The sequence below is a fragment of the Bacillus sp. SD127 genome (genome assembly GCF_058566445.1).
In genome coordinates, this window is record NZ_CP191226.1 from 1,432,890 (window position 1) to 1,444,561 (window position 11,672).

Consider the following 11,672-nt stretch of genomic DNA (forward strand, 5'->3'; position numbering starts at 1 on the left):
TAAACGTGTGCAAAGAGGTGTAAAGGGTGAAACGATTTAGCACTGCGTATCTGTTGCTGGGGATTTTATGCTCAGCCGCAGCTTTTCTAATGGGTGCTCCCCGCGCGTCAGGGGCGGAAGTGGAGCACTATGAACCGCTGCAAGTGCATGTGCAGCTTGAAAAAGTGTATTTGGATGGAGAGGTCAGCATCGAGCATAAGCGTGAAAAGGTGCTGTCCATGGAAGACTTTTGGGCCGATTATGCGGGATGGACGCTTGTCGAACATAAAAATGGGTACGTTCTATTTCGGAAGCAGGTGGACGATATTTCTCCGCTCAGCAAGGTGAATGGTTATATCGGCGTTTCTGACAGCGGAGTAATTTCCACCTTTCATGGACGGCCGGAGTCGGATTCTGAACCGATTCAATCTTTTTTTCAAATTGACTTAGAAAGACTGGAGAGCCATATGCAAAAAAATCTCGAAAAAGGCATTCCGTTTCGGACGAAAGCGGAGTTTGAAGATGTCATAGAACATATCAAGACGTACAGCGGGTGACCACTGCTGATTGAAGACATGTGCTCATGTCTTTTTTTTCGTGGAACAATGAATGAGAAGCGAACATATGTTAACTTTTCTTTAAGCCTTTGGCTGTTTTTATGGTACAATGAAGAACAGTCAAAGAGGTGAATTTTCGTGATCGAATTTGTTAAAGGGACGATTGATTATGTATCTCCCCAATATATTGTGATAGAAAACGGCGGTATCGGCTATCAGATTTTTACGCCAAATCCGTTTATATATAAGGAGAGAAGTCAAGAAACCATATTTACGTACCATCATGTAAGAGAAGATGCGTTTTTACTATACGGCTTTTCAACAAGGGAGGAAAAAGCGCTCTTTACAAAGCTGTTAAATGTGACCGGAATCGGTCCAAAAGGGGCACTCGCCATTTTGGGATCAGGTGACCCGGGAGCGGTCATTCAAGCAATTGAAAATGAAGATGAAGCCTTTTTAGTCAAGTTTCCGGGTGTCGGCAAAAAAACTGCCCGCCAGATTATCCTTGATTTAAAAGGAAAGCTGGCTGACGTCGTGCCTGAAATGATTGAAAATCTGTTCAATCATGAAGAAAGACTTGAAAAACAAACGGCAGAAACGGAGCTTGAAGAAGCACTCGAGGCCCTCAGGGTACTTGGTTATGCCGAAAAAGAAATCAAAAAGGTACTTCCTCACTTAAAAGAGGATATTGGTCTGACAACAGACCAGTACGTAAAAAAAGCATTACAAAAACTATTGAAGTAAGGTGATGTTCATGGATGAACGGCTCGTCTCAAGTGAAGCAGACAACCATGAATCAGTGATAGAGCAAAGCCTGAGGCCTCAGCGCCTGGTTCAATACATCGGGCAGCATAAGGTAAAAGAGAATTTGCGTGTTTTTATAGATGCCGCAAAAATGAGACAGGAAACGCTTGATCATGTTCTTTTATACGGTCCGCCAGGGCTTGGAAAAACGACGCTTGCTTCCATCGTTGCCAACGAAATGGGAGTGGAGTTGCGGACGACTTCGGGACCTGCGATTGAAAGGCCGGGTGATTTGGCTGCGATCTTAACGGCGCTCGAGCCGGGGGATGTATTATTTATCGATGAGATACATAGGCTGCACAGATCGATTGAAGAGGTGCTTTATCCGGCAATGGAAGATTTTTGTCTTGATATTGTCATTGGAAAAGGGCCTTCTGCCCGTTCAGTCCGTCTTGATCTTCCGCCTTTTACACTGGTCGGCGCCACGACAAGAGTAGGGCTTTTGACTGCGCCTTTAAGAGATCGATTCGGCGTCATGTCGCGGCTTGAGTATTATACACAAGAAGAGCTTGCTGATATTGTTACGAGAACGGCTGATGTGTTTGAGGTTGAAATTGATCAGCCGTCAGCGCTTGAGATTGCCAGAAGATCAAGAGGAACGCCGCGGGTGGCCAACCGCCTGCTGAGAAGGGTCCGGGATTTTGCACAGGTGTTAGGCGACAGCCGGATTACAGAAGAGATTTCTCAGGACGCTTTGGAGCGGCTTCAAGTCGACCGTCTTGGTTTGGATCACATTGATCACAAGCTGCTGATGGGAATGATCGAAAAATTTAACGGCGGTCCGGTGGGGCTTGATACGATTTCAGCCACGATCGGCGAAGAACCGCATACGATTGAAGATGTATACGAACCGTATCTTCTGCAAATCGGTTTTATCCAGAGAACGCCGCGGGGAAGGATCGTCACACCGGCCGTTTATCATCATTTTCAAATGGAGGCTCCCCGATATGACTGAATTTCCTAAGATCATTATGATTCTTGGTGCTGTTTTGCTTATTATCGGAGCGGTTTTGCATTTTGTCGGCAAGATGCCGGGAGATATTTTTGTGAAAAAAGGAAATGTGACGTTTTTCTTCCCGGTTGTCACTTGTATTATCATAAGTGTGGTATTATCAATCTTGCTTAATCTTTTCGGCAGAATGAAATAACAAAAGACTAGAATAAAGGTGAAATTATGAAAGTTGATTTATTTGATTTTGAACTTCCGGAACGTTTAATTGCACAGGTGCCATTGGAACAGCGTGACGCTTCAAGGCTGATGGTGCTTGATAAACATACAGGAGAGCTGACAGACAGCTCGTTTAAACAGATTATCAGTTTCTTTAAAGAAGGGGATTGTCTCGTGCTGAACAATACCCGCGTTTTGCCTGCCCGGTTATTCGGAACAAAAGAGGATACGGGGGCAAAAGTAGAACTGCTTTTGCTGAAACAGGAAGCCGGTGACAGGTGGGAAACGCTCGTCAAACCGGCAAAACGGGTAAAAAAAGGAACCGTTGTAACATTTGGGGACGGCAGATTAAAAGCTGTCTGCACGGAAGAGCTGGAGCATGGCGGCAGAAAAGTTGAGTTCCAATACGACGGTATTTTTTACGAGGTGCTGGAATCACTCGGAGAAATGCCGCTTCCGCCATATATTAAGGAACAGCTTGATGACAGAGAGCGCTACCAAACGGTGTTTTCAAAAGAAATCGGATCTGCCGCTGCGCCTACAGCCGGACTTCATTTCACGGAAGACATTTTACAGCAGCTGAAGGACAAAGGCGTTCAGATTGAGTTCATCACACTGCATGTCGGTCTCGGAACGTTTCGTCCGGTCAGTGCCGATGAAGTTGAAGAGCATAATATGCATGCAGAGTTCTATCAAATGTCAGAAGAAACGGCCGCGGCTTTAAACAGCGTAAGGGAAAAGGGCGGACGGATTATTTCTGTCGGCACGACCTCAACCCGCACGCTTGAAACGATTGCCGGTGAACATGATGGGCGATTTAAAGCATCAAGCGGATGGACATCTATTTTTATTTATCCGGGCTATGAATTCAAAGCCATTGACGGAATGATTACAAACTTTCACTTGCCGAAATCATCATTGATTATGCTGGTCAGTGCGCTTGCAGGCAGAGAAAACGTTCTGCGTGCGTATAACCATGCGGTTGAAGAAGAATACCGTTTCTTCAGCTTCGGCGACGCAATGCTGATTATATAAATTGAGAACAGGAGGCCTCATAAAAAGTGGCTGAACAACCAATACGCTATGAATTTATAAAAGAATGCAAACAAACAGGGGCGCGCCTGGGCAGAGTGCATACTCCCCACGGCTCCTTTGAAACGCCTGTTTTTATGCCGGTCGGCACACTGGCGACAGTTAAAACAATGGCGCCTGAAGAGCTGAAGGCAATGGACGCGGGCATCATATTAAGCAACACATATCACCTATGGCTTCGCCCGGGACAGGATATTGTAAAAGAAGCGGGCGGACTCCATAAATTTATGAACTGGGACCGCGCAATTTTAACAGATTCCGGCGGTTTTCAGGTCTTTTCATTAAGCAAGTTTCGTAATATAGAGGAAGAGGGCGTTCACTTCCGCAATCACTTAAATGGAGATAAGCTGTTTTTATCTCCGGAAAAAGCGATGGAGATCCAAAACGCACTCGGCTCTGATATTATGATGGCATTTGACGAATGCCCGCCATATCCGGCAGAATACGATTACATGAAACGGTCAGTTGAGCGGACAAGCCGCTGGGCTGAACGCTGCCTGAATGCCCATGCCCGGCAGGACGAGCAAGGCCTGTTTGGTATTGTTCAGGGGGGAGAATACGAAGATTTGCGTACACAAAGCGCGAAAGACTTGATTTCCCTTGATTTTCCGGGATATGCTATAGGTGGATTGTCCGTTGGTGAACCGAAAGACGTTATGAACCGGGTGCTTGAATTTACGACACCGCTTTTACCGAAGGATAAGCCGAGGTATCTGATGGGAGTCGGTTCTCCGGATGCTCTGATTGACGGAGCGATCCGCGGAGTAGACATGTTTGACTGTGTGCTGCCTACCCGTATTGCACGGAACGGCACGGTGTTTACTGCTGAAGGACGGCTCAATATGAAAAACGCAAAATTTGAGAGAGACTTCCGTCCGATTGATGAAGAGTGTGATTGCTACACATGTAAAAATTACACACGGGCGTATATCAGACACTTGATTCGCTGCAATGAAACGTTTGGACTCCGATTAACAACTTACCATAACCTTCATTTTCTGTTACACTTAATGGAGCAGGTAAGACAGGCTATTCGCGAGGATCGTCTGGGTGATTTCAGAGAAGAGTTCTTTGAGCGTTACGGCTATAACAAGCCAAATGCGAAAAGCTTCTAATATAAAAAGCCATAATGGCAAGTTTGTTTCAGAAAGGGGGGAAAAAGATGACAGGTACTTTAGGTACATTAGTTCCTATTATTTTAATGTTTGCGGTTCTTTATTTCTTGCTGATCCGTCCGCAGCAGAAGCAGCAAAAAGCTGTGCGTCGAATGCAGGAGGAACTGAAAAAAGGCGATTCAGTCGTGACAATCGGTGGATTGCACGGTACAGTTGACTCTATCGACGAAAGCAAAGTCGTCATTAAGACTGGTGATAACACACGTCTTACTTTCGACCGCCGCGCGATCAGAGAAACTTCTGCTGCTGAATAACAGCAGGAGTTCATACATAGCAAACAAAAAAAGAGCGGGTAACCCCCGCTCTTTTTTTATTAGGAAGATCTGCTTCCTCTCAAATTCACTCCGAAAATGCCGCCAAGCATACATACGCCTAAAAAGCCAAGATGGAAGAGCAGCTGTTCTGCTGTAAATGTTTTTCCGAATCCCAGATATTGAAACAGTAAAATAATCAAGGAAAAGCTTAAAGCAGTCAATGCCCCAATCAGCCATCCTCTTTCCTTCCCTTTCCCGCCAGATATGAATCCGCCGATAAATAAAGAAAGAAATGATACGGCGGTGATCAGCCAGTTGAATGATGATTCTTCAAGCGAGGTTGCTGTCAGTAAAAGTGAAACGGCTAAACTCGTTAGGAGCATGGCTGAAAAAATAGCGATTAAGCCGTAGAGTATGCCTTTTCCAACTTGTTTCGTTTCCTCCATGAATTTCTCCTCCCTGCCTATCTATAAAGGCTTCTGTTCTTTTTAAACAAAGCCTCAGACATGCTGATGGCTCGTCTTTGTAAAAATGTATTCCCTCGTTCCGTGAATTAGACGTAAAAGCTTTATGAAATACGATCACTTTTTCTTACATAAATCGTATGTTTTGTTGCATGCTATGATGAGTTGGAGGTGCATGATGGAAGAGCTTCTTACTATAACGTTTCGCACAGTCGTATTATATTTTGTGATCCTGATTATTTTTCGTTTCATGGGCAAGCGGGAGATCGGAGAGCTTAGTATATTAGATCTCGTTGTCTTTATCATGATGGCAGAAATTGCTGTCCTGGCCATAGAAAACGTAGAGGACCATCTGTTTCATACCATTTTGCCAATGCTTGTGCTAATGATGATCCAAGTGACGTTTGCATACATATCCTTAAAAAACCGGAACGTACGTCAGCTTCTTGACGGCAAGCCCACCATTATCATTAAATACGGAAAAATTGACGAAAACGCCATGAAATCACAGCGTTATAATTTTGATGATTTGATGGTTCAGCTAAGAGAAAATAATATCGACAGAGTGGCTGAAGTATCATTTGCTATATTAGAGCCGTCAGGCAAACTGACTGTCGTAAAAAAACAAAACAATGATGAACATAGACAGCTGGAGATGCCGCTTATCATTGACGGTGACATTCAAACTGAGAACCTGGCTCGGATCGGCAAAGATAACCAGTGGCTTGAGGAGAATTTATTGAAACAGGGATATACGAATCCTTCAGCTATATCATTTTGTTCGTTTACTGACGGCGAATTTTTTATTGATGAAAAAGATGGGCGCCGCACCTGATTTTCATCGGACGATCAGGCGTCCGATAATAGGGATGCGGCGAAGCTCATCTTTTTTGATTAAACGGAAAACGAGCAGCAAGATGATATAGAAAACAGCGCTTATCGCAATCCATCCGGCAACATTCACAGCCTCCGACTCTCCGAACCGCACATATTGTTTGACAGCAGAGCTGAGGAACCCGCATATAAAAATAACCGCAAAGCAGAGCACGTACTCTTTTATTTTGATGCTGATCGGCAGCACTTTGCTCACTGTCGCTGCATGCAAAAGGGTGACGAGCACCATGCCCGTTACAATCGCTAATGCAGCACCCATGATGCCGAGAGACGGTCTCGTGGCAAGGACGAAAATAAGGCCTGTTTTTACAAGGGCTCCGATCAAGCTGTTCATCATTGCAGCTCCTGCTAAATTAAGCGCCTGCAGCACAGCCTGAAGCGGACCCTGGAAATAATAAAGCAGAAAAAACGGAGCCATGACTTTTATAAACACAGCTGCGCCTGAGGACCCATACATCACGCTCATCAGCTCATCCGCAAACACATATAAAATCACTACTGAAATGCCCCCGCTAAGCAGGCACAGCCGCATGGCCTGCTCCAATCGATATTCAACCACCTGAAGTTTTTTCTGTTCCATTCCTTCACTTATCGCAGGAACAAGCGCGGTCGACAAAGAATATGTAATAAAGCTGGGCAGAGTCAGCAGCGTCATGGCAAAGCCGGTCAGTTCCCCGTATTGCTTTGTAGCCGCAACTGTCGCCACTCCGGCAATTGCAAGGCTTTGCGCGACAACAATGGGTTCAAAAAACCAAGACAGGTTGCCGATAAAACGGCTGCCGGTTGTAGGAAGTGAGACGCTCATTAATTGAGAAAAAGTTTCTTTTCCATTTTTAATCGATTGAAAAAAATGTTTTCTGATTTTCATTGTCTTTTTGAATTTGAAACAAATGAATAAATAAACAAGTGACGCCAGCTCTCCTGCAACTGAAGAAAGCATGGCTCCCGCTGCGGCATATTCAATTCCGTAAGGGAGAAAAATCGTCGTACATACAGCCACGAGAGAAATGCGGACGACCTGTTCCAGGACTTGTGAAACGGCAAGCGGGTTCATGTTTTGTTTTCCTTGAAAATACCCTCTCAGCACACTGGATATGGCGATAATCGGCACGACCGGAGTAATGGCCAAGAGGGGGTACAGCGTCCTCTGATCTGTCAGCATGGTTTCCGCCATTACCGGGGCGAAAAATAAAAATAGCGGTGTGAAAATCAGGCTGAGAATCCCAGTGATGGTAAGAGACATGACTAAAATATTTTTCGTTTTTTGATGATCTCCGCGTGCGCTGGCTTCAGCGACAAGCTTACTGATCGCGACGGGAAGACCGAATTGAGTTAATGTAGTGGCTAAGAAAAAGGTAGGAGCCGCCATCATATAGAGCCCGACCCCTTCTTCGCCGATAAAACGGGCGATGACCACCCGGTTGACAAAGCCGAGCATTCTTGTGACCATCCCTGCTGCGATAAGGATAAGAGTGCCCTTTAAAAACGTCTGTTTCGCCATTTTTACCCCCTGCCTTCTCAAACTACCTGGAATCATATACAATAAAGATATGCGTATATATCGTCCAAGCATGACAAGTCTTCTTGAAAAACAATAAAAAAGGAGCGTGGAATTCGTGGATAAGCATCCAGCCGATCTGTATAAAGACCACGTAAGGCCGTTTCTTTACAGCAAACTGGAAGAGTTTAAGATTCTGGGATATGATGATGTTGAGCTCGATAGTTTGTGGTCATACTTAAAAAACAAGAAGTGGAAAAAGAAATCGGAGCTGCACATCTATGAACTGACAAGGGATATTTTATCAGTGAAAATTGGAGAATTTATGAACTATGCAACTGTTGAGTCATTTAAAACGTCTAATTGGCTGGGCAGTGAAGAAGGTCAGGAAGCATTGGAAGAACTACTGAGGTAGCAGTTGATCTGCATAGGTTTAAGGGAGGATATACATAATGAAAAAAGGACGCTTGATTGCGTTTTTCCTTTTCGTTCTATTGATTGGCACGGGGCTGGGCTACTTTACAAAGCCTGCTGCAAACAATATTACGTTAGGATTGGATTTGCAAGGCGGATTTGAGGTGCTGTATGACGTACAGCCCGTAAAAAAAGGTGACAAAATCACAAAAGACGTTCTGGTCAGCACAGTAGAGGCTTTGAACCGCAGGGCGAATGTCCTCGGTGTCAGTGAACCGAACATCCAAATTGAAGGAAATAACCGGATTCGTGTTCAGCTCGCTGGTGTGACAAACCAAAACAGAGCGCGGGAAATTTTGGCGACTGAGGCTCAGCTTTCTTTTAGAGATACAAATGACAAAGAATTGCTGAACGGTTCTGATCTCGTTGAAAACGGGGCAAAACAAACATACGACGCCAAAACAAATGAACCGATTGTCAGTATTAAACTGAAAGATGCTGATAAATTCGGTGAAGTGACGAAAAAGGTCATGAAAATGGCGCCAAACAACCAGCTTGTCATTTGGATGGATTACGAAAAAGGAGACTCTTTTAAGAAAGAAGTTCAAAAAGAGCACCCTAAGTATGTTTCCGCTCCGAATGTAAGCCAGGAATTAAACACAAAAGACGTTACAATTGAAGGGCATTTTAAAGTCCAGGAAGCGAAAGATTTAGCCAGCATTTTAAATGCCGGGGCGCTGCCTGTTAAACTGACTGAAAAATACTCAACATCAGTAGGCGCACAATTTGGACAGCAGGCGCTGCACGATACGGTGTTTGCAGGTATTGTCGGAATAGCTATTATTTTCCTATTCATGCTTTTCTATTACCGCCTGCCAGGATTGATTGCGGTGATTACGCTATCAGTTTATGTATACATTACGCTCCAGATTTTTGACTGGATGAACGCTGTTCTCACTCTTCCGGGAATAGCCGCACTCATTTTAGGGGTCGGGATGGCTGTAGATGCCAACATCATCACCTATGAGCGGATTAAGGAAGAGCTTAAGCTAGGAAAATCCGTCCGTTCTGCCTTCCGCTCAGGAAACAGACGGTCATTTGCGACGATTTTTGACGCGAATATTACAACCATTATTGCAGCGGTTGTGCTCTTTGTCTTTGGGACAAGCTCTGTTAAAGGGTTTGCGACAATGCTGATTCTGTCGATTCTGACAAGCTTTATTACCGCAGTCTTCTTATCAAGATTTCTGCTCTCGCTTCTTGTGGAAAGCAGATGGTTAGACCGGAAAAAAGGCTGGTTTGGCGTCAAAAAGAAACATATTGTGGACATCCAGGACACAGATGAAAATACAGAACCGTATACGCCGTTCCAAAAATGGGATTTTACGAGCAAGCGAAACTTTTTCTTTATTTTCTCAAGTGCAGTTACCGTTGCCGGGATTATTATTCTGCTTGTATTTAAACTGAATCTGGGCATTGACTTTGCGAGCGGCGCACGGATTGAAGTGCAAAGTGACCATAAGCTCACGACAGAGCAGGTGGAGAAGGACTTTGCATCACTTGGCATGGAACCTGACACGGTTGTCTTGTCAGGCGAAAAGAGCAATATTGGTGTTGCCCGCTTTGTAGGAGTGCCTGATAAAGAAACCATTGCAAAAGTGAAAGATTACTTTAAAGACAAGTACGGATCCGAGCCGAATGTCAGCACGGTGTCACCTACTGTTGGTAAAGAACTGGCGAGAAATGCATTGTACGCAGTAGCCATTGCTTCAATCGGAATCATTATTTACGTTTCCATCCGATTCGAGTACAAAATGGCGATTGCTGCGATTGTTTCACTGCTTTATGATGCTTTCTTTATCGTCACATTTTTCAGCATTACAAGGCTGGAGGTAGATGTTACCTTTATTGCGGCCGTCCTGACGATTGTCGGTTATTCGATTAACGATACAATCGTTACATTTGACAGGGTTCGCGAGCATATGAAAAAGCGCAAGCCGAAAACGTTTGCCGATTTGAGCCATATCGTAAACCTAAGCTTGCAGCAAACCTTTACAAGATCCATTAATACTGTATTAACTGTAGTGATTGTTGTCATAACACTGCTGATCTTTGGGGCATCTTCTATTACAAACTTCTCAATCGCTCTATTGGTTGGGCTGTTAACAGGTGTTTATTCATCTCTCTACATTGCCGCGCAAATTTGGCTTGTTTGGAAAGGGAAAGAATTAAAAAAAGGTACGGAACAATAGAGTAACTGTCAGGCTGTCCATTATGGGCAGCCTGATTTTTTGGCGTTTGATTGATCTTAAAATAGACATTTGCTATAATGACATACGCTTACAATTAAACATATAAATGGTGTGAAGAGGATTTGTGACAGGTTTTCATTTATGTGGGAGGGTTTGGGTATGAAGGTTCGCGAGTCGGAGCTGCCGGGTATCGGGCAAAAAGTTGAGATTGTCACCAGAAACCAAGATAAAATATCAATTATCATTCATGACGACGGCAGAAGAGAGCTGTATTATTTTGACGAAAATGATCATGAAGAATGTGTGACATCCGTACAGTTTGATGATGCGGAAGCGAGACAGATTTCTGCGATTCTGGGCGGGATGGCATATAAACCGAAAGCGTTAGAAACCGTGGAAGTGGCTCTTGACGATTTGATCATAGAATGGTTTAAAGCAGAAGCAGGAGCACCAGCCGTTCACAAGACAATCGGTGATTTGGACGTGCGGCAGGAATATCAAGCGACAGTCATCGCTATATTAAAGAAGAATCAGAAAAAGCAATTGAATCCAGGGTCTGAAACAGTGATAGAAGAAGGAGATACACTCGTCATCTCTGGAGAGAGAGACGGACTGAAGAGGCTGATCCGTGAAAAATTAACCGCACTGGGGGCTTGACTCGCGTCAAGCCATGTTTAAAACCAATGTGAATAGGGAAACTAACCTCAATAAGTGAAGTTTGGGGGTAATCGAATGAACAAACAATGGACGATTATATTTGCACTTATTTTTACGTTGCTTGTCGCTGTTTTCGCAGTCATTAATGTAAGATCCGTAGAAGTTGATTACCTGTTTGGCAGATCAGAGTGGCCGCTTATTCTAGTCATTTTAGGTTCAGTACTGATGGGGGCGCTGATCGTTTTTTCTGCCGGAATTTTTCAAGTCATGAAATTAAAGAGAGAAATAAAAGCGTTGCGGAAAGAAACCAAAACCGCACAGGATGTGATACATAACCAAGAGGATGCTCATTTGAATGATGTTCAAGCCGACACACAGGATGCATCCGCCATTATTGAGAAAAAAGACTAGTTTTCGAATTATATTTGAAACCCCTCAGCATGCTCTAGTATAATAGGGTGGTT

14 protein-coding genes are annotated in these 11,672 nt (G+C 44.2%); 12 read left to right on the top strand and 2 right to left on the bottom strand.

What is annotated here, in order from left to right; genetic code table 11:
- The first annotated feature begins 26 nt into the window (after positions 1-26).
- The 7 genes from bofC (at position 27) to yajC (ending at position 5,029) form a co-directional block, all read left to right on the top strand.
- Positions 27-536 carry a sporulation cell-cell signaling protein BofC gene (gene bofC, locus ACQVGS_RS07320; protein WP_254517805.1) on the top strand — a complete coding sequence of 170 codons (510 nt, stop codon included), beginning with the start codon at positions 27-29 and terminating at the stop codon, positions 534-536.
- A 138-nt stretch (positions 537-674) separates the two neighbouring features.
- The gene (ruvA, locus tag ACQVGS_RS07325; RefSeq protein WP_213417787.1) at positions 675-1,280 is read left to right on the top strand and encodes a Holliday junction branch migration protein RuvA; all 606 of its coding nucleotides are present in this window, start codon (positions 675-677) and stop codon (positions 1,278-1,280) included.
- A 10-nt stretch (positions 1,281-1,290) separates the two neighbouring features.
- Entirely contained in the window at positions 1,291-2,295 is a 1,005-nt protein-coding gene (ruvB, locus tag ACQVGS_RS07330; RefSeq protein ID WP_024122329.1) for a Holliday junction branch migration DNA helicase RuvB, read from the top strand.
- On the top strand, positions 2,288-2,488 hold the full coding sequence (locus ACQVGS_RS07335) for a DUF2905 domain-containing protein (protein ID WP_003222669.1): 201 nt from the start codon (positions 2,288-2,290) through the stop codon (positions 2,486-2,488). The genes ruvB and ACQVGS_RS07335 overlap by 8 nt, the downstream gene beginning before the upstream one ends.
- Before the next feature lie 26 nt (positions 2,489-2,514).
- A complete protein-coding gene (queA, locus tag ACQVGS_RS07340; RefSeq protein ID WP_024122327.1) occupies positions 2,515-3,543 on the top strand; it encodes a tRNA preQ1(34) S-adenosylmethionine ribosyltransferase-isomerase QueA in 1,029 nt (342 codons plus the stop codon).
- 26 nt (positions 3,544-3,569) lie between these two features.
- On the top strand, positions 3,570-4,715 hold the full coding sequence (gene tgt / locus ACQVGS_RS07345) for a tRNA guanosine(34) transglycosylase Tgt (protein WP_024122326.1): 1,146 nt from the start codon (positions 3,570-3,572) through the stop codon (positions 4,713-4,715).
- A gap of 47 nt (positions 4,716-4,762) precedes the next feature.
- Positions 4,763-5,029: a preprotein translocase subunit YajC gene (gene yajC, locus ACQVGS_RS07350; RefSeq protein ID WP_024122325.1), complete on the top strand. Its 267-nt coding sequence runs from the start codon at positions 4,763-4,765 to the stop codon at positions 5,027-5,029.
- Between the two features lie 59 nt (positions 5,030-5,088).
- Here yajC and ACQVGS_RS07355 read toward each other — a convergent pair whose 3' ends face one another.
- Positions 5,089-5,475, bottom strand: a complete 387-nt coding sequence (locus ACQVGS_RS07355; RefSeq protein WP_024122324.1) for a TIGR04086 family membrane protein — start codon at positions 5,473-5,475, stop codon at positions 5,089-5,091.
- A 196-nt stretch (positions 5,476-5,671) separates the two neighbouring features.
- Between ACQVGS_RS07355 and ACQVGS_RS07360 the strand changes: the two genes are divergently transcribed.
- Positions 5,672-6,328 (top strand): DUF421 domain-containing protein, encoded by a 657-nt coding sequence (locus ACQVGS_RS07360; RefSeq protein WP_127696702.1) that lies wholly within the window; start codon positions 5,672-5,674, stop codon positions 6,326-6,328.
- 3 nt (positions 6,329-6,331) lie between these two features.
- Here ACQVGS_RS07360 and spoVB read toward each other — a convergent pair whose 3' ends face one another.
- Positions 6,332-7,888, bottom strand: coding sequence for a stage V sporulation protein B (gene spoVB / locus ACQVGS_RS07365; protein WP_024122322.1), 1,557 nt, complete (start codon positions 7,886-7,888; stop codon positions 6,332-6,334).
- Between the two features lie 115 nt (positions 7,889-8,003).
- Between spoVB and comN the strand changes: the two genes are divergently transcribed.
- The 4 genes from comN (at position 8,004) to ACQVGS_RS07385 (ending at position 11,619) form a co-directional block, all read left to right on the top strand.
- Positions 8,004-8,300, top strand: coding sequence for a post-transcriptional regulator ComN (comN, locus tag ACQVGS_RS07370; RefSeq protein WP_010335127.1), 297 nt, complete (start codon positions 8,004-8,006; stop codon positions 8,298-8,300).
- Between the two features lie 37 nt (positions 8,301-8,337).
- Entirely contained in the window at positions 8,338-10,551 is a 2,214-nt protein-coding gene (gene secDF / locus ACQVGS_RS07375) for a protein translocase subunit SecDF (protein ID WP_024122320.1), read from the top strand.
- Positions 10,552-10,710: 159 nt separating this feature from the next.
- Entirely contained in the window at positions 10,711-11,208 is a 498-nt protein-coding gene (locus tag ACQVGS_RS07380; RefSeq protein ID WP_024122319.1) for a cation:proton antiporter regulatory subunit, read from the top strand.
- Between the two features lie 75 nt (positions 11,209-11,283).
- Positions 11,284-11,619, top strand: a complete 336-nt coding sequence (locus ACQVGS_RS07385) for a LapA family protein (RefSeq protein WP_024122318.1) — start codon at positions 11,284-11,286, stop codon at positions 11,617-11,619.
- The last annotated feature ends 53 nt before the right edge of the window (positions 11,620-11,672 follow it).

Bases quoted from the DNA above. Each gene is read 5' to 3' on its own strand.
- ruvB (WP_024122329.1), top strand. From the start codon at position 1,291: ATGGATGAACGGCTCGTCTCAAGTGAAGCAGACAACCATGAATCAGTG.
- ACQVGS_RS07335 (WP_003222669.1), top strand. From the start codon at position 2,288: ATGACTGAATTTCCTAAGATCATTATGATTCTTGGTGCTGTTTTGCTT.
- queA (WP_024122327.1), top strand. From the start codon at position 2,515: ATGAAAGTTGATTTATTTGATTTTGAACTTCCGGAACGTTTAATTGCA.
- yajC (WP_024122325.1), top strand. From the start codon at position 4,763: ATGACAGGTACTTTAGGTACATTAGTTCCTATTATTTTAATGTTTGCG.
- ACQVGS_RS07355 (WP_024122324.1), bottom strand. From the start codon at position 5,475: ATGGAGGAAACGAAACAAGTTGGAAAAGGCATACTCTACGGCTTAATC.
- ACQVGS_RS07360 (WP_127696702.1), top strand. From the start codon at position 5,672: ATGGAAGAGCTTCTTACTATAACGTTTCGCACAGTCGTATTATATTTT.
- spoVB (WP_024122322.1), bottom strand. From the start codon at position 7,888: ATGGCGAAACAGACGTTTTTAAAGGGCACTCTTATCCTTATCGCAGCA.
- secDF (WP_024122320.1), top strand. From the start codon at position 8,338: ATGAAAAAAGGACGCTTGATTGCGTTTTTCCTTTTCGTTCTATTGATT.
- ACQVGS_RS07380 (WP_024122319.1), top strand. From the start codon at position 10,711: ATGAAGGTTCGCGAGTCGGAGCTGCCGGGTATCGGGCAAAAAGTTGAG.
- ACQVGS_RS07385 (WP_024122318.1), top strand. From the start codon at position 11,284: ATGAACAAACAATGGACGATTATATTTGCACTTATTTTTACGTTGCTT.